Source organism: Dolichospermum sp. UHCC 0260 (assembly GCF_009711985.1).
Taxonomy (GTDB): domain Bacteria; phylum Cyanobacteriota; class Cyanobacteriia; order Cyanobacteriales; family Nostocaceae; genus Dolichospermum; species Dolichospermum lemmermannii.
Genome location: NZ_VIKZ01000001.1, coordinates 19,739 through 39,721, shown reverse-complemented (window position 1 = coordinate 39,721; position 19,983 = coordinate 19,739). Strand labels below are relative to the sequence as shown.

Sequence of the window (19,983 nt, the reverse complement as noted above, 5' to 3'; positions counted from 1 at the left end):
TTTTAATTACTTATATCCTTTCCAAGGTTTGACTTCTAATTTACCTTTAGGGGTAAAGACTACTCGAAAATGAGCTAGTGCTTCTTTATTATCGGGTGCAGCTACATTTGAGCCATAAACTGATTGGAACATCTGGGGTAAAGGTGTCTCCCGGAAGTAGTCAAAAGCAACTTGGTTGAGTGGTTCATAGTCAGCAATCACACCTTCTTTATTCACCGCTACTCGATATTTCAAGTTGCTGGCAAAGGTGGGAGTCACACTCCAATTTTGACGAATTGTACTATACAGCTTTTGATTTAGATCTTTGATTTTACTGGTGTCAGTAATTTTTTTGCCAGTTACTTCTGGTGTTTTGGCGTATCCTAGCCAGGGACTAATTTCTAAAAACCTTTTTTGGGTAAATACGACTTTGAATTGAGCAATAGGTTCATTCGGGACGCGATTAGCAGGATTATGGAGCAGTTTAGGTAGTGGTGTTTTATCTATTGCGTCACTAGCTTTCTGATTGACTGCTTTATAACCAACGATACTACCATCGGCGGCGACACCTAAACGATAGACTAAATCCTCTGGCAATTCTGAGCGATTTACCCAAGCTGGATGAATTTGGTTATAAACTTGGCGATTTAATGCCCGTAATTGAGATGGATCTTTTATTTCTGGAACTGTCTTTAAAAGTGTTTCTAAATCTTGAACTGCGGTAGGGGTTGCTGATGTTGTGGGTGTAGTTGTGGGTGTAGTTGTAGGGGTTACTGCTACTGTGGGCGTGGGAATAGAAGTGCTGGACTCAACCTCTGGGTTGACTTGAGGTGGACTGACTTGAGGTGCAGGAATTAAGCTAAAAGCCAATGCAGCTACGGCTAGACTGGATACGCCCATGGTAGCCGGGATTGCCTGTTTGAGTAAGGTTTGATTTGAACCACTATAACTGCGATTAACTGGGTGTAGTTCTAGGGATAATTCTGGTAAAGTCTGGCTGTCAGCAAAAAACTGATCTACGGCTTCAACTAAATCAAATAATTGGACTGTGTTCAGGACAATTTGAATGGGTTGTCCTTCGCTGGTGTTTCCCCCCATGTCTCCTGTGATTTCAGTGTGAACAGTTAATCTGTGGCTGTTGCTGTTAATTTTTTGTAATTCAACTAACTCTGAATTATGATTCTGAACTTGAGGGTTGGGGATATTGCTTAAAACTTCTTGGGCGTAGGCGCTGACTGCTCTAACTAAGCTTTCAAAAAATTCCCTGCCACCAACAATGGGTTGAGTATAACTAGATATATAGCATTCTGCATTCACTAATATAGATAGTTGGGGACGCAGTTCTTGAAAGTTAGCAGTCTGTGTCATGTCACTTAACCCCTCTAGGAGCAGGGTACAATTAGGCAAACTATATTTACGTTGGATATTCATAAAACCTCGTGGGAAGTGGGAAACTCAGTCCCTTTAGGGACCAGAGGGATAGTATGGCTAACGCCACGCTACGCTATCGACATGGCTCACCAGCCGCGACTCAAGGGATTTTAATCCCCGTCAATCTTAAAATGCGTAATCATAGCCATCTTTGCGGTGAATGATTTTGCAGTATTTATAACTAATACCCTGAACTAATTTTGATGCAGAAATATTGAAAGAACCTGTTGCTCTAACTGCAACACGACCAATATATTTACCGATTTTCTTCCCAGTAGTAACAATTGCTTTCACAATATCACCGGTCTGAAAACCTTTGACAAATTTAATTCTCGGCACATATCGAGATGGAAAACCAAACTTGTCAGTCCGACACATTTGACGAGTTCCATGCCCTGTTGCTTTGATTAGCAAAGGCTTGTTCGTTAAAATTTCCAATTCTCCAATTTGTCCAACACAAGCAGCATCTAGCCAATGAGTTTTAGGAAAGTTTAATCTAGTTCGGTTGAACTTAGTTTGACCACCAGAACCAGTGAAAACGGGTAAACCAGTTTCTTGAAGTCGGCTAAACAATGCCCAACGGGTAGAGTTCACAGCCGCCGCATCTTTTAAAGGTCGTTTTGCTTGTGCCAGAATACATTTGAGAAGATCCGGTTTCTTAGCCAGGAAGTCTTTAATATCCTGAGTGCCTTTTTGATATTGCACTTCTCGCAAGCAAGACAAAGATTAGAAATCCGATTAGTGCCACCTCTGGCTTGAGGATGAATATGCTCAACTTGCAAGGGAACATTCTCAATCCCACAGTAAGCACATTTTCTCTGCCATTTCTCAAGTAGATACTCACGGACTTCGTACCCGGACAAAGTGCCTTGCTGATATTCAATACCTGATATTTCTGGATTGTCTATTTGTTGCAAGTCAAACCTGACAAGCTCTTGAGATATCCTTGTGATGGGAATAAACTTAATGAGTTTGTTAACCCAAGTTAAGGTAGTCTCAACTCGATGCTGCAAACTTGGAGCTAACCAATTTTCTGTCCTAGTTCTATTCAAGAATCTGGCTTGACGATAGCGAGTATGGCGGTTTCGTCTCCCCCTGCGGAGTGAGCGACGGGATTCTAGGGAAGCTTTAATTGCACTTCCTCGATGAGAAAGTTCTGCACCAAAAATGATTTTCTCTCCCTGAACCAATGCTATGCCCGTAGTTTTTGAACCAGGGTCTATTTTGAGTTCTATCGCTTGGTTAACAACATCTGAGCATGACTTGTTTAAGATGATAGTAAAGGGATACCTCCTAAATAAAGCAGCTTTTCCAGAATCTAATAATTTCCTTGCTACCGAGGGATGACAAGGGCTTAAAGGTTGTTTGTTTGTGTCGAGAACTAATGTGTAATTTGACATTTCTGCCTCTCTGATTGCTCAGGTGATGTTCGCTTTGACCTTGTTATCTGAGCTTTTTAGGCTTGCAACACTGTTTCAGTGACTTTAAAACTGTTTAATTACAAACGACAGAGCGGAAAACTAGTGAAGCAGCGCGGTCTTGGGGGTTTCCCCCATGAGCGACTGCTGAACCCCGAAGGGGCGTCGCATTCTCCGGTGTCTTGACTCAAATAACGGCTACCCTACCCTACGGGACGCTTCGCGAACGACTACGCTCAGGGTGGTCTGGTCAGTACAGCTTGCTTGATTACTCTTACAAGCTCAGTGGCTTTAGCCCTGAGTTACTGACTTCTATTTATTCTACCTCACCGTCAAAAAGAGAAATCCAGTACCGTTGCATTCCCGCTGTACCTGTACAAAATAGTAATTTTCCTAATAAGTCTATAGCTAGTTCATCTAATTTTTCATTAGAAGTTAATGCTAGGACACCGGAACGACGGGAATTCATCCGACTTTTAAAATGCGCTCTAAACCTTTCTAGGTAATTAGCTAATCTTAAATTTTGTTCTGGGGGAATCTGCTTCTCAGCCAATTGTTGATATATGGTTAGTAGTTGGCGGATCACAACTGTTAAGCGTCGAGAAATGTAGCAGGCAATAACTACTAACGCTTTGGCTTCTAAAATATCTAAAGGCCGGCGACTATGCGCTCTCCGCATGGGGTTAGATGCTCGCATCCGCCATAAGTTTACCCGATTTTTGATGATCCCTTGGAGGTCTAATTCTTCAGCAAAGGACAAAATGGCTTCAGAACCGCCTATTTCTAAGGCTTCAATGGCTAGTAACATCAAATCTATTTGCAATCTAGTTCTGGCTGGACATACCTGACCAGCGATCGCTGGATCTGGTAAAGTATCCAAAATCATGGGCATTCCCTGAGCTTTTGGGATGTTTAAAGATGTGACACTAGCAGAGACGTTCATTCTATCAAATACCTTATACGTTTCCAATAAACTGATTTACTTATCCGTCCACCGCTAATTGCTGGCGCGATATGGCAGTTCAATTATATACATTACTTAGTTTTTCTACCCAAATATTTGCATATACATTAAATTTTCAAATTCTTGGTGATCGTCAATGACATTATAGGGTAGGATTTGGCAGAGATTAGGAAAATTTTCGCTTCTTGCCCTTTGTTTCTTCATTGACCACTAACTACTTACGTAAATAATATGGATTTAAAATCTCTGATTCGTGATATACCGGATTTTCCTAAGCCGGGAATTTTATTTCGAGATGTCACTACTCTATTAAGCGACCCGGACGGATTGCGTTATACTATTGATTTTTTAGCACAAAAATGTTCTGAAATTGAACTTCAAGTAGATTATATTATTGGTATGGAGTCAAGAGGGTTCATTTTTGGTGCGCCTGTTGCTTATAAATTAGGTGCTGGTTTTATTCCTGTTCGGAAAAAAGGGAAATTACCGGCAGCGGTTCACTCAATTGAATATCAACTAGAGTATGGTACAGATACATTAGAAGTACATCAAGATGCTTTAGTGCCAGGTAGCAAAGTTTTAATTGTGGATGATTTGATTGCTACTGGTGGCACTGCCAGTGCAACAGCTAAGTTGGTACAAAAGATTGACTGTGAACTGATAGGGTTTGGGTTTATCATCGAACTAATGGATTTGCAAGGACGGAAATATTTACCTGATGTCCCTATTATCTCGCTGGTTCAATATTAGAAAACATAATTGACAACTGACTAATGACTAATGACAAATACAAAAATTTCCTTGGATATAAGTCGAGACTGGCTAATTAGGCGAGTTACGGATGAAACTTTTATTTATGTGATAAAACGGCTTTTACAGGCGCTCTTGACAATTTTTTTAGCGTCTGCTTTGTCATTTTTTATTATGAAGCTGTCTCCGGGAGATTATGTAGATACCCTGCGGCAAAATCCGAAAATTTCACCAGAACGGATTGAAGAAATTAGGCGACAATTTGGTTTAGATAAATCTTGGCCACAACAGTTTGGATTTTGGTTAAAGCAAATTTTGACAAGGGGTGATTTTGGTACAAGTTTTGTTTATCAACGTTCTGTATCATCGCTGCTATGGGAACGAGTTCCAGCCACGTTGTTATTAGCGATCGCTTCTTTAATTATCACATGGGCGATCGCCATTCCTTTAGGTATTCTCGCTGCTGTGAAACAAAATCGCCGAACTGACCAAGTTTTACAGATAGTCAGTTATGCTGGTCAAGGTATTCCCAGTTTTATTACTGTCTTATTTCTACTATTCTTTGCTCAACTGACTACTCCACTTTTTCCGGTGGGTAATATGACCAGTATTAATCATGCAGACCTGACATGGTTAGGTAAAATTCTTGATATCGCTTGGCATTCAGTTTTACCACTAATTGCTTTAAGTATTACCAGTTTTGCGGGTTTGCAACGAATTATGCGTGGTCAATTATTGGATGTTTTACGCCAAGATTATATTCAAACTGCTCGCGCTAAAGGACTTCCAGAAAATCGGGTGATTTATGTTCATGCTTTGCGAAATGCTATTAATCCGTTAATTACTTTATTGGGTTTTGAATTAGCAGGTTTGTTAGGTGGTGCATTTATTACGGAGAATTTCTTTAACTGGCCGGGTTTAGGAAAGTTAACTTTACAAGCTGTTTTAGCTAAAGACCAATATTTGGTAATGGCGAGTTTAGTAATGAGTGCAGTATTATTGATTATTGGTAATTTAATTGCTGACTTAATTTTAAAAGCAGCAGATCCTCGAATTAAGTTAGAAGATTTGAATTAGTTAGTTGTCAGTTTTCAGTGGTCAGTGGTTAGTTGTTAGTTGTTAGTTGTCAAATGGTTTATTATATTATTCGTTCAAGAACAGATGGTAAATATCTCACAGCCCGTGTTGATGATGCTACATCAGGATATTTATTATTATTTAAAGAAGATTTCGAGGCTTTGAGTTATCTCAATACTCATGCTGCTGATTTAGCCAGCCGGTTGACTGTAGAATCTCTTGCTAGTTCCCAAATAGGTAGTTTGATCAAACGTTGGAGTTTTGCTGGTGTAGGCATTGTTAATGATCCTTTATTACCAGAAGTTGAGTTTTTACAGCATATTTAAAGCATAAAAGATTTGGATTTAATGTAGGGGTAGCGCCCCCGTGCCTACCCCGGTATTTGGGGCAACCACAGGGGGTTGTCCCCCTACAAAATTAATTGGTTTAGGGATTTTTAAAATGTTCAATTAATTTTGCCCGACTACTTATATCACTTTTCACCTACAGTCCACCAGGCCAAAGCATAAGGTTGAGTAGATTCATTTACCTGCTTCTTAAATTGCACCCGAATTTTATAATTCCCACTAGTAGGAACTGGACAAAAAATATGTTCCACACTATCAACCTCACTCACAGAATCACAAACCACAACTTCATTATTTTTCCCATTTTCCTTAACTAAATAAACATCAAGATTATTTAATCCTTTATCTATAAATGTTTCCCCTATATCATATTCCTGATTATTATTTTTATCATTTAACTCCACCCAACGATCCCAAATTAAAGTAATAGCCACAAAACTATTTTGTTTCAAACCTTTTTGTAGAGCATATTCCCTAGAAGAATTAGCATTAACAATACCATAATCCCAACCAATAGGCGGAACAGTTGCATTAGGTTTCCATTCACCACCATTCAATTGTTGATAGGCTCGAAAGGCATTTAAATGACCTGCTCCCATTTGAGCATCTAGGGGAATTTTAGGATTTTTATAAGCGTCCGTTGCTAACCAATCTTGATTTTGTTTATCAATTAAAGTCCTCGTCATTCCCAACCGTAAACCATCACCACTGTCCTTTATTTTGTCCGCCGAATTGAGTAATATTGCTTTCATGACTTGATGACGACGAGCATCAATAGTCCAATTTGGTTGTTTAGTTCGTAATTGTCTATCCACAAATTCCTGTAATAATGCCACCGTAGCCGTAACTTGTGGGGCGGCAAAACTCGTACCTGTAGATTTATTTAACTTACCATCAGGATTAAGTAAAGGAATATTAGTCCCAGGAGCAACTATATTAATTGCACTTCTCCCCCCAATATTAAATTCTTTCCCAGCTAAACGATTTTCTATACCTTGATTAATACTCGCCAAATTAGAAACGTGAACTTTATTAAAAATTCCCTCGCGTTCTGAGGAAAAAGCCACATTAATTGCGTTAAAATTATCTGTAGGAATGGGAATCCCGCCTTTGCCTTGATTGCCAGCAATTGAATATACAACATCATGAACCCGGCTAGACCAGTCAATACATAATGTTAGTAAAGCATTACCATCTAACATAGCTTCTGGTCGGGGATCACGTTCCAGAGGTTCACCAAAACTAAAATTAATCGTCCGCACATCACCACCATTTTGTAATGCAATGTGTTGTGTTGATAAACATTCCTCTGGTTGACCGATTTTTTTTGTAGATCCGACAGCAGAAGAATATAATCGAGCATTTGGTGCGACACCAGGAAAAGCCTTATCTTGACTCACCATGACACCAGAAACATTATAGGCATGAGGATCAACACCAACATTCGACTTGGCGGGAACATTGCGTGAAAACACTGCAAATGGCGATACAGACCGATTTTTAGATACGGCTTTATCCCAGCCAAACATCCCCGGACGACCAATTTCGACTTGACCAATAGCAATTTTCCGCCCAGTCAAATTATAAGGAGCTTGATGTAGTTTCAGCGCATCAATGCCGTTAGCACCTAAAAAATTGGCAACCTTGACACCAGCAAAGACTGGTAAAGTCAAGCCAGAAAAACCTAAACTCCAAAAAAGTATCCAATTTTTGTGCATATTTTGAGGGAAGAGGGGGAAGTTTTCTGAAAAATTTGAGTTTTGAATTAATTTTTAATAATTTCTCCATATTTTGTTACGATACTTACAGACGAAGACGCTTAAAACCCACTAGCCATGACCCAAAATTCATCTCAAAAACCTATAGTTATCGCTCCATCTATCCTATCAGCAGATTTTAGTCGTCTGGGTGACGATATTCGCGCCGTAGACAAAGCGGGAGCAGATTGGATTCACGTTGATGTAATGGATGGACGTTTTGTCCCTAATATTACAATAGGTCCTCTGATTGTGGAGGCGATTCGTCCAGTTACAACCAAACCGCTGGATGTCCACTTGATGATTGTGGAACCAGAAAAGTATGTAGAAGGTTTTGCTAAAGCTGGTGCTGATATTATTTCTGTCCATGCAGAACATAACGCATCTCCGCACTTGCACCGTACCTTGGGACAAATCAGAGAACTCGGTAAGAAAGCTGGAGTTGTACTCAATCCGGGTACACCTTTGGAGTTAATTGAATATGTCCTAGAATTGTGTGATTTAGTGCTGATTATGAGCGTTAACCCCGGTTTCGGTGGTCAAAGCTTTATTCCTAGCGTAGTTCCTAAAATCCGCAAGTTGCGTCAAATGTGCGATGAACGCGGTTTAGATCCTTGGATTGAGGTTGACGGGGGACTCAAAGCTAATAATACTTGGCAAGTTTTAGAAGCTGGAGCTAATGCTATTGTAGCGGGTTCGGCTGTGTTCAATGCTCCTGATTATGCTGAGGCGATTACCAGTATCCGTAACAGTAAGCGTCCGAGTCCAGAATTAGCTGCTGTTTAATTTAATACTTGTGATTAAGTAAGACTCAGATCCCCGACTTCTTTGAGAAGTCGGGGATCTATTTTATTACAGCAAGCCCTAAATAAACCTAATTCATCTCCTTTACCACATTTTACTCCCTGATAAAACTTCGACATCCCTGGCTTAAATCCCACATTCCGCACCCACAACTGTCACACCTCAAGGAAACGGATGTATTTAGTACATAAGAACTAACTGCTGAGAGAATTTGTTGAAGCTAAATAGGAATGATTACTATTAAGTTAGAGATACAGTTAAATATTTACGACTAAGTATGAAATTATTGGTTCTGAGGTTATTTTGATAGAAAACTTAGTTAAAAATCATTGAAAGGTTTATCCTCAATTACGATGAAAAAACTCAAAAAATGTGTTGACTCAACAGAAAAATGAGAAAATACAAAACAGATACTTTTGTGGAGTTTCTGTTGTCATGTTTAATGTAAGTAGGTTGGCATTAAAAGTATAGCAAATCCACCAATTAATTCAGGATTCTACCAATTAGAGCTAAAAGCCACACCTCCTAGTGGAGTCAAACAATGTTTTGACATAGATGGTACTAAAATTGGCATTATTGCTGATGCTAATATGGCTAGAGTCGGTCCTTGTCGTTCCATTCAAGAACAACAATTTAGACAAATTGATGATGGTAATGGTTATTATCGTTTTGAACTAAAAGCCACACCTCCTAGTGGAGTTAAACAGTGTTTTGACATAGATGGTACTAAAATTGGCATTATTGCTAATGCTAATATGGCTAGAGTTGGTCCTTGTCGTCCTATTCAAGAACAACAATTTAGACAAATTAATGATGGTAATGGTTATTATCGTTTTGAACTAAAAGCCACACCTCCTAGTGGAGTCAAACAGTGTTTTGACATAGATGGTACTAAAATCGGTATTATTCCTAATGCTAATATGGCTAGAGTTGGTCCTTGTCGTTCTATTCAAGAACAACAATTTAAAATGAATCCACAATAAAACCCTGTCTTTGTAGGTTGGGTTGAGGAAACGAAACCCAACATTCTGAATCTATAGTTAAAGGAGTATCTTTTAAACATCCTGAAGTTTCCTCACAAAAATTAGCAGGCCAACCTTTTCCCTTTTGTTTATTGTCCTGTTGAAAATTATCACTAGGTTTTAAAATAATAGTAATGGTTAAATCAGTATTAATAATATTTACAGGAATATCTAAATGTAATATTCCATCTTGACCAACATGAGAATTTAAGGTTATTGTTTCCATAGCATTTAATTACATGGAGTCATTTTCACTAAGATATATCTAAATTATACATCAGATATTTAAAATTGCCAAATTAAACAAATACCGCAAACATTGGCTTATTATTTGATAATTTTTGATAATTTCCGCTAAACTAAACAAAAATAGTTGTACAATAGACATCTCCGAAAATGAATGTAGAGACGTTCTATAGAACGTCTCTACAAGGGTTTCAAACCACGCACATTTAATTACCGGAGATGCCTAATTACAATAGTTTTATACTAAAAAACAAATATGCAACAACTAATCATTCAAATTGCTGATAAAGAAAAAGCACAGATGCTATTAAAACTTATTTCTGCTTTAGATTTTGTTAACTCTGTAGAAGTAATAGAAGATAACACAAATATATCTGATGATGAGCAAGATTTTTTTTCTTTGGCAGGAATCTGGGAAAATAGAAATATTACTACTGAGTCCATTCGTCAAGAAGCATGGAGACAAGAAACGAAATGATTTTATTTCTCCTTTAGCCAATCTAGCTTCATAATTTTCTAAATTAGAAAGATAATCATTGAAATCAGATTCAGTTTCATATGATACAAGAATATTCAAGTTATCAGTTAAGCAGAAAAAGCAAAAACATCAATCTCAATTTTTCTCTGAGATTTTTGATTACTATTCAACATTAAACGAATATTTTCAGCAGTTTCACTACTAAAGGTTATTTCTCCACAACGAGAACAAACCTTAGCTGGAATACCCTCCACTAAAATTAGTTTACCTTCGATTTCAAAAGTTTCATTAACTAATTCTTCAGTAAATTTATCTGAACCACAAATATGACAACTTTCCATCATAACCTCCTTTGGGAATAATCAATCCATTCAGTTTGATCAGGATCATATAAAGTAATAATAGTTAAAATATCAGATTCTCGTCTTGATACCTGTAAATGTAAAGGACGTTTATTAATTGTCAATCCCAAAATTAAACAGCTAGGAGAGTATTTATCATCTGGATAATCTTCAATAATAATTGCATTATCTCCTGTTTCCATTATTTCCGAGCGACTGATATTTCTTTCAACTAAACGTTTTAATCCATGACGAGTAAATTCAAAATTTCCTGACTTAAGTTGTTCACGAATTTCATCTATAGATTTCATTAGTTATGGCGCGATCTGCTACAAGATGATAAAATTGATTCATTGACTCCATTGTTGTGCTAAGGATGCGGTTCTAGCAGTAGCAGCATTGAGTTCAAGATTAACAAGATTATCTAACTCAATTTGTATTTCTGACGGAAGTTTCTGTTCTTGATCTCGTGCTATTCTCCAGATAGTCATTAGTTCGGATAAACGTTCTTGTTGATCTCTAGTGAAGAATTGATCAGGATGAAAGTTATCAATAATTAATAATGCCCGAAATTCAACTTCACCTAACTGTGTAGTCAAAGCATCTAAAGCTTGACCGGCAGTTTTGCCAACAGACTGTTTATCTCCAGCAATAGCACGATAAGACCTTTCACCACTGGCATTTGATATAGGTAAAATGGCAACTGTAGTCATAATGCTGATTAAGAATATTTGTTGTTTATTAATTATACCCCAGTCCTCTATTCCCTGTCCCTAAAAATTATTGACAAATTTCCCGTAGTGTGTTTGTGAAGTTGGGATAAGAAATAGCAGCAGCTTCAGCGCGGTGAATGGTAGTTGTACCAGTAGCGTTAAGGGCTGCGATCGCTAAACTCATGGCAATGCGATGATCTGTATGGCTATCTACTTCCGCACCGACTAAGGGAGTACCGCCGGTGATTTCCATCCCGTCGGGTAGTTCGCTGATTTTTGCCCCCATTTTATTGAGTTGTTGTGCCATCACGGTAATGCGATCGCTCTCTTTGACCCTTAACTCCTCCGCATCTCTTATAATTGTTGTCCCCTCAGCAAAAGCCGCTGCAACTGCCAAAATGGGAATTTCATCAATTAATCTGGGAATAATATCACCAGCGATGGTACAGCTTTTTAAACCACCGGAACGGACGCGAATATCAGCCACAGGTTCTCCTGCAACTTCCCGTTGGTTCTCTAGTTGAATATCTGCCCCCATGAGTTCTAATGCTTCTAAAATGCCAGTACGGGTAGGATTCACACCGACATTTTCCACTACCAAATCTGAACCAGGAACGATCGCCCCAGCCACTAACCAAAAAGCCGCTGAACTGATATCACCAGGCACAATTACAGTTTGTCCGTAGAGTTTCGCCCCACCTGTAATCGTGACGCTATTGCGGTCTGGATCTATACTTAATTCTGCTCCATAAGCCCTTAACATTCGTTCACTGTGATCCCGTGATAAAGCGGGTTCAGTAACGGTGGTTTGTCCTTGGGTGTTTAAACCCGCGAGGAGAATGCAGGATTTAACTTGAGCCGAAGCAATGGGAGAATGATAATGAATGGGTTGGAGGGCTTGTCCTTGAATGGCTAGAGGCGCTAAGGTATTTCCTTTACGTCCCCAAATTTGCGCCCCCATTTGTTGCAAAGGCTTGACAACACGAGACATGGGACGCGATCGCAAAGAACTATCACCAGTCACCGTGAAAAATCGCCCTGGATGGGATGCTAACAATCCCAACATCAACCGCATCGTTGTCCCAGAATTACCCGCATCCAAGACGTTTATAGGCTCTTGAAAATTGCCTAAACCGATGCCTTTGACTTTGACTAATTCTGTGTTTAAGTCGGAAATTTCCGCACCTAAAGCCCGAAAACAAGCCGCAGTGCTACGGGGGTCTTCACCTAACAGCAGTCCTTGAATTTGAGTTTCACCTTCAGCGATCGCACCCAACATCAAAGCGCGATGAGAAATAGACTTATCTCCAGGAATTCGGATACGTCCCTGCAAAGACAATCCAGAGGCAGGGCGCTGAATAATTAAGTGATCAGAAGAGTTTGCTTGAGTTTCTAAATTAATAACAATAGCTGACATTAGGATACAATGACTTTTGAATAGAATAAAAGCTAAACAGCGACTTGTTTATCACTATTCACTTCCAATTTAGTATCCTACCGCTTTTTGGCAACTATAATCCTTCTTTCGGTAGATAGCAGGTGACAGGTAATACCATATTGAGTGGTTTAGATTAACAAATCAAAATATTTGCTAACGATGAAGCAGGTTTTACTATTTATTAGATATCTTGCTTAAATGTCTTGTGTTTTGTTGCTTTCACCAAAAACGTCAGCCGTAACGTTAAATAATAGGCAAAACTGGCAATTTAGAAAATCGCTAAACTTTTACTCTTCATTTTTAATCCCTCACACTCTCATGCTAACTCACCACCGCAAACCCGTATGTTTATCAATGATTTCCACGGACTTACCGATTTGGTCTGTGGTTGACACTGCTGGAACTTTAATTCAAAAGGATACAGATAAATTTCATTTACTATTAACTGCACCACCTCTGATTAGTTGTGAGGTAGGCAGTTATTTCAATCCAGAAGATACAATTCACCCAACTAAAAACAATTTTTCTCCTCCTAGCAGTCCCAGAATTTTATGGCTGGAAATTTCATCTCGGCGGTTAATTATGACAATGCAAGGTAATGCACAAGTCAGTTACCGTCACTTTTGGGAATTAGGTGTTTATGGCATTAGTCGTTTCTGGTTGCCAAATGAATCATTACAACCCCATCAACCTATCCGTTTGCGTAATTTTACCAAAAGTTTTACTCTTAGCGGGCATCCTTTTCCAGAGAATCTCCGTTTAGAATACGAATTGTGGACAGGAAAAATCCAATTAGGGTGTTATATTCTCAATTTGGAAATTCAGCATTAAAGGGAACAGGGAACAGGTAAGAGTTTTACCAATCACCAATCACCAATTACCAATCACCAATCACCAATTACCAATCACCAATTACCAATTACCAATCACCAATCACCAATTACCAATTACCAATCACCAATTACCAATTACCAATTACCAATTACCAATCACCAATTACCCTTAATAACTAGGATCATTACCTGATTTCCATTTGATATTGCAACCAATACTGGGCTTTTGTTCACTTATTACAGGTTGATTATTTAAGACTGCGGTAATAGCTGCTCTTAGATCTTTACCTGTAACAGGTTGATTATTACTAGGACGACTATCATCTAATTGTCCACGATAAACGAGTTTTCTATCGCTATCAAATAAAAAGAAATCTGGTGTACAAGCTGCTGTATATGCTTTTGCCGTTTCTTGGGTTTCGTCGTAACAGAAGGTAAAATCAAACCCCAGTTCTATAGCCATGTCTTTTAATGATTCTGGGGCATCATTGGGATAATTTTTAGCATCATTAGCACTAATGGCAATAATCCCTAAGTCACTATTATTGTAATCTTGATCTAATCTGGCTAATTCTTGTTGAATATGCTTAACAAATGGGCAGTGACGACAAATAAACATGATTAACAATGCTTTTTTATCGGCAAAATTATCAAGAGAAATTATTTTTCCAGATACTACTTCTGGTAGATGAAAATCTGGTGCTTTCGTGCCTAGAGGCAACATTGTGGAAGCTGTTAAAACCATAATTTTTTTAAATGTTTTGATCAGGGTTTTTTCTAATAATAGAATAATCCATCTTGATTTAGGAAAATTACCCAATTCAAATACATAACTTATTAAAAAATTTGAGTATATTATGAGTTATGTAATTAAGTTATGGGAAAAAGATCAATATTCCCTCTTCCCTGCTATAATGACTGACCGTTGATTGAAAATATTTTAATAATGATCACTTGGTGTTCCTTGCTAATTAAACAATGGGGTAGGATGACAAAACTCCTATCTTTGTTCTGTCTTTGTCTATTATTGGTTGTTAGTTGTACTCCTAAACAGCAAACAAATGCACCACAGCCTAATGCTATAAATGCTCCTGCGGGTGATGGTCGGATTACCGTAGGGACAACGGAAAAGCCAAGAACTCTTGATCCTGCTGATGCGTATGAATTGGGATCTTTGAGTTTAGTATTTAATATGAGCGATCGCCTGTACACTTACGAACCAGGTAGTACAGAAATTAAACCACAATTGGCCACAGCATTACCAAAAGTGAGTGCAGATGGTTTAACTTATACTATTCCTATTCGCCAAGGAGTAGTATTTCATGATGATACTCCCTTCAATGCCAAAGCAATGGAGTTTAGTCTGCAACGCTTTATCGAAAACAAAGGTAAACCATCCTTCCTACTTTCCGATACCGTAGCTTCAATTAAAGCCACAGGAGAGTATGAGTTAACAATTAAACTGAAGAAACCCTTTGCAGCTTTTCCTTCATTGTTAGCATTTTCTGGAGTCTGTGCGGTTTCACCAAAATCCTATGAAATTGGGGCGGGAAAATTTAAACCAAATATTTTTGTAGGAACTGGTGCTTATAAATTAGCCAAATATGGAACTGATTCCTTAAAGTTTGATGTATTTGATAAATATTGGGGAACAAAACCAGAAAACAAAGGTGTCAATGTCCAAATTCAAACCAGTCCAGTCAACTTATTTAATGCCTTTAAAACTGGTGCGATAGATGTGGCTTATCTATCCTTACAACCAGATCAAATTCAGAGTTTAGAAGCAAGTGCAAAAAAGGGAGATTGGCAAGCTATATCTGCTCAAGGTAGTGTAGTTACTTATCTGACTTTAAATCGCAATCAAAAACCTTTAGATCAAGTAGAGGTAAGACAAGCGATCGCATCATTAGTTGATCGTAAATTATTAAATGATCGGGTATTATTATCACAGGCTGATCCTCTTTATAGCATGATTCCCACAACTTTCAATGTTTCCCAGCCATTGTTTAAAGATAAATATGGTGATGGTAAATTTGCAGAAGCCAAAAAATCCTTAGTCGCTGCTGGTTTTTCCCAAGAAAATCCGGCAAAAGTGCAAATCTGGTATCCTGCAAGTTCAATGACTCGCAGTTTAGTTGCACAAACCTTAAAATCCCTGGCTGATACTAAAATGGATGGTATTTTGCAATTTGAAGTTAAAACCGTAGAAGGTGCAACTTTCTATAAAGAAATTTCCAAAGGTTTATATCCCAGCACCTTAACTAATTGGTATCCAGACTTTTTAGATCCAGACAACTACGTGCAGCCATTTTTAGCCTGTGAACAAGGTTCAGTTACTAAAGGTTGCGAAACCGGTGGTAGTCAAACTCAGGGGTCATTCTATTATAGTGAAGCTATGAATAAACTCATAGATCAACAACGCAAAGAACAAAATCCTGAAGCCCGGAAAAAAATATTTGCCGACATTCAAACCCAAGTATTAACTGATGTTCCCTACATCCCTTTATGGCAAAGCAAAGATTTTGTATTTGCTCAAAAAGGCGTAGCCAATGTCAATCTTGATCCTACCCAAAACCTAATTTACAAAACAATTAAAAAGTAGGTATTGGTAATTCCTTCCAGACTCCGGTTCTTCCTCGTTCCCAGACTCCGGCTGGGAATGCCATTCTCTCGTTCCCAGACTCCGGCTGGGAATGCCATTTAGAGGCTCTGCCTCTTGTTAATTAGATGAGGCAGAGCCTCAAGGCTGCATTCCTTGTCAGAGACAAGGAACGAGGTTTTTGTGAATTTTAAATTTTTAATTAATAAATATGTCTCGTTCTAAAGCATTACAGTATTACATTTTTTCCCGGTTGCTATTTGCACCATTGCAACTATTCACTATTATCACCATTGTTTTTCTTTTACTTAGGGCTACGCCAGGAGATCCCGCAGATGCTATTTTAGGAGGAAGAGCGCCAGAAAGTGCGAAAGAAGAATTAAGAAAACAACTTGGTTTGGACTTACCAATTTGGTTACAATATCTCAATTATTTAGGTAAATTACTGCAATTTGATTTAGGAACTTCTTTAACCAGTCGCGGGCAAAATGTAGGTGAAATAATTGGTCAATATTTTCCAGCAACCGTAGAATTAGCATTTGCGAGTATGGCTGTGGCGCTGATTGTTGGCGTTTTAGTGGGAACTATTTCCGCTTCTCGTCCGGGAACTGCTTTTGATATTGGGGGGCGGTTATTCGGGATTATTACCTATGCACTACCGATGTTTTGGGCAGGTATGTTATTACAATTAGTTTTCTCAGTTCAATTGGGTTGGTTTCCTAATTCTAATCGGTTTCCTCCTAATCTTCCTGCACCTACAAATATTACTGGTTTATATACAATTGATAGTTTATTAAGTGGGAATTTAAGTCAATTTTTTACAGCTTTACATCATTTAGCTTTACCAAGTTTAACTTTGGGAATTTTATTAAGTGGTATTTTTGAACGCATTGTCAGAGTTAATTTAAAACAAACTTTAAAAGCTGATTATATAGAAGCGGCTAGAGCGCGGGGAATTTCTGAAAATAAGATTTTAGTTTCCCATGCTTTAAAGAATGCCTTAATTCCTGTAATTACAGTATTAGGATTAACATTTGCTTCCTTATTAGGTGGAGCAATTTTAACAGAGGTGACATTTTCCTGGCCAGGGTTAGCAAATCGTTTATATCAAGCTATTTCCGACCGAGATTATCCTACAGTTCAGGGTGTGTTAGTATTTTTTGGAGCAATTGTGGTGAGTGCAAGTATTTTAATTGATATTCTCAATGCTTATGTAGATCCGAGAATTAGGTATTAGTTATGTAGGTTGGGTTGACGCAAGGAAACCCAACATTATTAAACATAAATTATTAAAACATTTGTTGGGTTGCGCTGTCGCTTAACCCACTCATAATCATCTTTGCACACTACGAGGGTCAAGAGCATCTCTCAAACCATCACCTAATACATTGAATGATAAAACGGTGATAATAATTAGAATTGCTGGTGGTAGAATTAGCCAAGGTTGTAACACTAAAATAGAAGCATTACTAGCTAAAGAAAGCATATTTCCCCAGGAAGGATCTGGTTGTTGAATACCTAAACCAATTAAACTTAATACTGCTTCTGCTCCAATAAAACTAGGAATTGTTAAAGTAGCAGAAATAATAATGTAAGTTGCAGTTTGTGGTAAAACATGACGAACAATAATATAAATAGGATTACCACCCATTACCTTTGCTGCTTGCACAAATTCGAGTTCTTTGATTGATAATACCTGTCCGCGAATTATCCTCGCTAAACCTGCCCAACTAATTACAGAAGTAATCAAAATAATTAGTAAAAATCGCTGAGTGCTGGTTAATTTTGGACTCAAAATACTTGATAATGCTACTAATAAATAAATACTCGGAAAGGTCATCAAGACTTCTGCTAAACGCATGATGATACTATCAATTATTCCGCCAAAATAGCCGGAAATACCACCAATAAGCAATGCCAATGGATAGGTAATGATAATCCCGAAAATACCAATAAACATACTAATTCGACCACCATGTAACAAGCGACTAAATTGGTCGCGTCCTTGTTCATCTGTTCCCAAAATATTCAATTTTGCGTCACCAATAACGCCAAACAAATGCCAATTTAAAGAAATACCCGGAATAATTGTGACTTCCTGCCATTTTGGAGGTAGGGAAATACTCAAATTAAATAATTGATATTTTGTCCCAGTCACAAATAATCGTAATGGTGAAGGTTTTGTCTGATCTATAATTATTTTTCTTTCCCCAGTTTCTAAGTTAGTATCGCCTTGTGTTGTAGGATATACGTGGGGTCCAATAAACTGCCCTGATTGAGATACCCAATGAATCTGAGTCGGTGGGAGTAGTGAACCATTGGTTTGTGAATCATAAGGGTTATAAGGAGCGATGAAATCAGCACCAATTACTGCTAAATACAAAGAGAAGAGGACAATTGCCCCAGTTCGTGCTAGAGGGTTTTTGTTGAGTCGTTGCCACCAATTCATAGTTTTTGATGTAAAAGTTAATGTTGATTAATTGTTGATAAAAGTATATATCAATAGATTAGATCAAAAACCGCAAACCTATTTTATGAATAACCTACATCATCATCGCTCACAATTTCCCGCTTTAAGTAATAAGCTTTATTTTAACTACGGAGGACAGGGTCCAATGCCGCAAATGGTTATGGATGCTATCACCCAATCTCAGGCACATATTCAAAGTATAGGTCCTTTTGGGAGTGATGCTTATGCTTGGATCGCACCGCAAATACAAGCCAGTCGGGAAGCTATTGCATCTACATTAAATGTACCAAGTAACACAATTACTCTCACAGGTAATGTCACGATAGGTTGTAATATTGCGATGTGGGGGATTGATTGGCACGCAGGTGATCATCTGCTTCTTTCCGACTGCGAACACCCTGGAGTAATTGCTACAGCCCAGGAAATTGCCCGCAGGTTTGGAGTAGAAGTTACCACTTGTCCCTTAATGGCTACTTTAAATGAAGGTGATCCTATCAGTATTATTGCTGAAAATCTCCGTCCCAAAACTCGCTTAGTAGTTTTAAGTCATGTTTTGTGGAATACTGGTCAAGTTTTACCTATTGATAAGATTGTCGAAGTATGCAGAAGTAATAATTCGCTGTTATTGATAGATGCGGCTCAATCAGTGGGTGTGATTCCTTTAGATTTAACTGCTTTGGGTGTAGATTTTTATGCCTTTACTGGTCACAAATGGTTATGTGGTCCTGCGGGTGTGGGTGGTTTATATGTGCGTCCTGAAACGAGGGAAAGTTTGCACCCTACCTTTATTGGTTTGAGTGGGATAATTACTAATAATCAAGCCCAACCGACGGGTTGGCAACCAGATGGACGCAGATATGAAGTATCCACTTTACCAACTTCATTATATGTGGGTTTAAAGCAAGCAATTACAATTCATGAACAATGGGGAACAGCACAGGAACGATATGAGCAAATTTGCCAAAATAGTAATTATCTCTGGCAAAAATTAAACTCTTTACCCAATGTCAAATGTTTAAAAAATTCACCTCCAGAAAGTGGATTGGTTTCTTTTCAAGTAACTAATCAACCTAGTTTTAAATTGGTGCAATCTCTAGAGTCTGAAAATATCTTAACACGAACAATTGCCAATCCTAATTGCATTCGGGTGAGTGTTCATTATCTAACTTTAGAGTCGGAAATTGACCAATTAATAGCAGCAATATCAAGTAGGTTGGGTTGTGAAACGTGAACGTATCCCTGCGGGACACTGCGTGAACGCGGAGTAATAGCTTTGGGGAAAACCCAACAAAACAAATGATTTTTAATGTTGGGTT

Annotated in this window: 20 protein-coding genes and 1 pseudogene; 10 read left to right on the top strand and 11 right to left on the bottom strand. The window is 38.3% G+C overall.

What is annotated here, in order from left to right; all coding sequences use genetic code 11:
- Positions 1–6 precede the first annotated feature (6 nt).
- The 3 genes and pseudogenes from FJR08_RS00240 to FJR08_RS00230 all read right to left on the bottom strand — a co-directional run bounded on the left by FJR08_RS00240 (position 7) and on the right by FJR08_RS00230 (position 3,771).
- Positions 7–1,410, bottom strand: coding sequence for a DUF4335 domain-containing protein (locus FJR08_RS00240; RefSeq protein ID WP_168631784.1), 1,404 nt, complete (start codon positions 1,408–1,410; stop codon positions 7–9).
- Positions 1,411–1,536: 126 nt separating this feature from the next.
- Positions 1,537–2,810 (bottom strand): annotated as a pseudogene (gene iscB, locus FJR08_RS00235) (RNA-guided endonuclease IscB).
- A 334-nt stretch (positions 2,811–3,144) separates the two neighbouring features.
- Entirely contained in the window at positions 3,145–3,771 is a 627-nt protein-coding gene (locus FJR08_RS00230) for a DUF3038 domain-containing protein (protein WP_015078145.1), read from the bottom strand.
- A 252-nt stretch (positions 3,772–4,023) separates the two neighbouring features.
- On the opposite strand from FJR08_RS00230, the gene FJR08_RS00225 reads away from it, so the two are divergent.
- The 3 genes from FJR08_RS00225 to FJR08_RS00215 are packed head-to-tail and all read left to right on the top strand — an operon-like array spanning position 4,024 to position 5,945.
- Complete coding sequence (locus FJR08_RS00225) at positions 4,024–4,542, top strand: adenine phosphoribosyltransferase (RefSeq protein WP_148763504.1); 519 nt, start codon at positions 4,024–4,026, stop codon at positions 4,540–4,542.
- 30 nt (positions 4,543–4,572) lie between these two features.
- Positions 4,573–5,619 carry an ABC transporter permease gene (locus tag FJR08_RS00220; RefSeq protein ID WP_015078148.1) on the top strand — a complete coding sequence of 349 codons (1,047 nt, stop codon included), beginning with the start codon at positions 4,573–4,575 and terminating at the stop codon, positions 5,617–5,619.
- A 53-nt stretch (positions 5,620–5,672) separates the two neighbouring features.
- Positions 5,673–5,945, top strand: a complete 273-nt coding sequence (locus tag FJR08_RS00215; protein ID WP_015078149.1) for a hypothetical protein — start codon at positions 5,673–5,675, stop codon at positions 5,943–5,945.
- A 146-nt stretch (positions 5,946–6,091) separates the two neighbouring features.
- Here the strand turns inward: FJR08_RS00215 and FJR08_RS00210 are convergent, their stop codons facing one another.
- Entirely contained in the window at positions 6,092–7,684 is a 1,593-nt protein-coding gene (locus tag FJR08_RS00210; protein WP_168631783.1) for a S8 family serine peptidase, read from the bottom strand.
- Positions 7,685–7,801: 117 nt separating this feature from the next.
- Between FJR08_RS00210 and rpe the strand changes: the two genes are divergently transcribed.
- The gene (gene rpe, locus FJR08_RS00205; RefSeq protein ID WP_168631782.1) at positions 7,802–8,509 is read left to right on the top strand and encodes a ribulose-phosphate 3-epimerase; all 708 of its coding nucleotides are present in this window, start codon (positions 7,802–7,804) and stop codon (positions 8,507–8,509) included.
- A gap of 608 nt (positions 8,510–9,117) precedes the next feature.
- Positions 9,118–9,510 (top strand): RICIN domain-containing protein, encoded by a 393-nt coding sequence (locus tag FJR08_RS00200; protein WP_168631781.1) that lies wholly within the window; start codon positions 9,118–9,120, stop codon positions 9,508–9,510.
- Here the strand turns inward: FJR08_RS00200 and FJR08_RS00195 are convergent.
- The gene (locus FJR08_RS00195) at positions 9,491–9,775 is read right to left on the bottom strand and encodes a hypothetical protein (protein WP_168631780.1); all 285 of its coding nucleotides are present in this window, start codon (positions 9,773–9,775) and stop codon (positions 9,491–9,493) included. The two genes, FJR08_RS00200 and FJR08_RS00195, sit on opposite strands and share 20 nt — an antisense overlap.
- A 276-nt stretch (positions 9,776–10,051) precedes the next feature.
- On the opposite strand from FJR08_RS00195, the gene FJR08_RS00190 reads away from it, so the two are divergent.
- The gene (locus tag FJR08_RS00190; protein ID WP_015078156.1) at positions 10,052–10,273 is read left to right on the top strand and encodes a hypothetical protein; all 222 of its coding nucleotides are present in this window, start codon (positions 10,052–10,054) and stop codon (positions 10,271–10,273) included.
- A gap of 107 nt (positions 10,274–10,380) precedes the next feature.
- On the opposite strand, the gene FJR08_RS00185 is transcribed toward FJR08_RS00190, so the two are convergent.
- The 4 genes from FJR08_RS00185 to aroA all read right to left on the bottom strand — a co-directional run bounded on the left by FJR08_RS00185 (position 10,381) and on the right by aroA (position 12,744).
- The gene (locus FJR08_RS00185; protein WP_235081918.1) at positions 10,381–10,617 is read right to left on the bottom strand and encodes a YgiT-type zinc finger protein; all 237 of its coding nucleotides are present in this window, start codon (positions 10,615–10,617) and stop codon (positions 10,381–10,383) included.
- The gene (locus FJR08_RS00180; protein ID WP_168631779.1) at positions 10,614–10,925 is read right to left on the bottom strand and encodes a DUF4258 domain-containing protein; all 312 of its coding nucleotides are present in this window, start codon (positions 10,923–10,925) and stop codon (positions 10,614–10,616) included. Before FJR08_RS00180 ends, FJR08_RS00185 begins: the two co-directional genes overlap by 4 nt.
- Positions 10,926–10,964: 39 nt before the next feature.
- Positions 10,965–11,327 carry a hypothetical protein gene (locus tag FJR08_RS00175; RefSeq protein WP_015078159.1) on the bottom strand — a complete coding sequence of 121 codons (363 nt, stop codon included), beginning with the start codon at positions 11,325–11,327 and terminating at the stop codon, positions 10,965–10,967.
- A gap of 67 nt (positions 11,328–11,394) precedes the next feature.
- On the bottom strand, positions 11,395–12,744 hold the full coding sequence (gene aroA, locus FJR08_RS00170; RefSeq protein ID WP_168631778.1) for a 3-phosphoshikimate 1-carboxyvinyltransferase: 1,350 nt from the start codon (positions 12,742–12,744) through the stop codon (positions 11,395–11,397).
- Positions 12,745–13,083: 339 nt separating this feature from the next.
- Between aroA and FJR08_RS00165 the strand changes: the two genes are divergently transcribed.
- Complete coding sequence (locus FJR08_RS00165) at positions 13,084–13,596, top strand: hypothetical protein (RefSeq protein WP_168631777.1); 513 nt, start codon at positions 13,084–13,086, stop codon at positions 13,594–13,596.
- Between the two features lie 171 nt (positions 13,597–13,767).
- On the opposite strand, the gene FJR08_RS00155 is transcribed toward FJR08_RS00165, so the two are convergent.
- Positions 13,768–14,343: a thioredoxin family protein gene (locus tag FJR08_RS00155; RefSeq protein WP_015078162.1), complete on the bottom strand. Its 576-nt coding sequence runs from the start codon at positions 14,341–14,343 to the stop codon at positions 13,768–13,770.
- 201 nt (positions 14,344–14,544) lie between these two features.
- Between FJR08_RS00155 and FJR08_RS00150 the strand changes: the two genes are divergently transcribed.
- Together FJR08_RS00150 and FJR08_RS00145 are read left to right on the top strand one after the other, a co-directional pair.
- The gene (locus FJR08_RS00150) at positions 14,545–16,200 is read left to right on the top strand and encodes an ABC transporter substrate-binding protein (protein WP_254435652.1); all 1,656 of its coding nucleotides are present in this window, start codon (positions 14,545–14,547) and stop codon (positions 16,198–16,200) included.
- A gap of 208 nt (positions 16,201–16,408) precedes the next feature.
- Complete coding sequence (locus FJR08_RS00145; protein ID WP_168631776.1) at positions 16,409–17,434, top strand: ABC transporter permease; 1,026 nt, start codon at positions 16,409–16,411, stop codon at positions 17,432–17,434.
- 96 nt (positions 17,435–17,530) lie between these two features.
- On the opposite strand, the gene FJR08_RS00140 is transcribed toward FJR08_RS00145, so the two are convergent.
- Positions 17,531–18,646 carry an ABC transporter permease gene (locus FJR08_RS00140; protein ID WP_015078165.1) on the bottom strand — a complete coding sequence of 372 codons (1,116 nt, stop codon included), beginning with the start codon at positions 18,644–18,646 and terminating at the stop codon, positions 17,531–17,533.
- A gap of 85 nt (positions 18,647–18,731) precedes the next feature.
- Between FJR08_RS00140 and FJR08_RS00135 the strand changes: the two genes are divergently transcribed.
- A complete protein-coding gene (locus FJR08_RS00135) occupies positions 18,732–19,898 on the top strand; it encodes an aminotransferase class V-fold PLP-dependent enzyme (RefSeq protein ID WP_168631775.1) in 1,167 nt (388 codons plus the stop codon).
- Positions 19,899–19,983: the final 85 nt, after the last annotated feature.

Coding starts and splice junctions, on each gene's coding strand:
- aroA (WP_168631778.1), bottom strand. CDS start 12,744: ATGTCAGCTATTGTTATTAATTTAGAAACTCAAGCAAACTCTTCTGAT.
- FJR08_RS00220 (WP_015078148.1), top strand. CDS start 4,573: ATGACAAATACAAAAATTTCCTTGGATATAAGTCGAGACTGGCTAATT.
- FJR08_RS00175 (WP_015078159.1), bottom strand. CDS start 11,327: ATGACTACAGTTGCCATTTTACCTATATCAAATGCCAGTGGTGAAAGG.
- FJR08_RS00165 (WP_168631777.1), top strand. CDS start 13,084: ATGCTAACTCACCACCGCAAACCCGTATGTTTATCAATGATTTCCACG.
- FJR08_RS00215 (WP_015078149.1), top strand. CDS start 5,673: ATGGTTTATTATATTATTCGTTCAAGAACAGATGGTAAATATCTCACA.
- FJR08_RS00200 (WP_168631781.1), top strand. CDS start 9,118: ATGGCTAGAGTCGGTCCTTGTCGTTCCATTCAAGAACAACAATTTAGA.
- FJR08_RS00180 (WP_168631779.1), bottom strand. CDS start 10,925: ATGAAATCTATAGATGAAATTCGTGAACAACTTAAGTCAGGAAATTTT.
- FJR08_RS00185 (WP_235081918.1), bottom strand. CDS start 10,617: ATGATGGAAAGTTGTCATATTTGTGGTTCAGATAAATTTACTGAAGAA.
- FJR08_RS00230 (WP_015078145.1), bottom strand. CDS start 3,771: ATGAACGTCTCTGCTAGTGTCACATCTTTAAACATCCCAAAAGCTCAG.
- FJR08_RS00145 (WP_168631776.1), top strand. CDS start 16,409: ATGTCTCGTTCTAAAGCATTACAGTATTACATTTTTTCCCGGTTGCTA.
- FJR08_RS00155 (WP_015078162.1), bottom strand. CDS start 14,343: ATGGTTTTAACAGCTTCCACAATGTTGCCTCTAGGCACGAAAGCACCA.
- rpe (WP_168631782.1), top strand. CDS start 7,802: ATGACCCAAAATTCATCTCAAAAACCTATAGTTATCGCTCCATCTATC.
- FJR08_RS00190 (WP_015078156.1), top strand. CDS start 10,052: ATGCAACAACTAATCATTCAAATTGCTGATAAAGAAAAAGCACAGATG.
- FJR08_RS00210 (WP_168631783.1), bottom strand. CDS start 7,684: ATGCACAAAAATTGGATACTTTTTTGGAGTTTAGGTTTTTCTGGCTTG.
- FJR08_RS00150 (WP_254435652.1), top strand. CDS start 14,545: ATGATCACTTGGTGTTCCTTGCTAATTAAACAATGGGGTAGGATGACA.
- FJR08_RS00135 (WP_168631775.1), top strand. CDS start 18,732: ATGAATAACCTACATCATCATCGCTCACAATTTCCCGCTTTAAGTAAT.
- FJR08_RS00225 (WP_148763504.1), top strand. CDS start 4,024: ATGGATTTAAAATCTCTGATTCGTGATATACCGGATTTTCCTAAGCCG.
- FJR08_RS00195 (WP_168631780.1), bottom strand. CDS start 9,775: ATGGAAACAATAACCTTAAATTCTCATGTTGGTCAAGATGGAATATTA.
- FJR08_RS00140 (WP_015078165.1), bottom strand. CDS start 18,646: ATGAATTGGTGGCAACGACTCAACAAAAACCCTCTAGCACGAACTGGG.
- FJR08_RS00240 (WP_168631784.1), bottom strand. CDS start 1,410: ATGAATATCCAACGTAAATATAGTTTGCCTAATTGTACCCTGCTCCTA.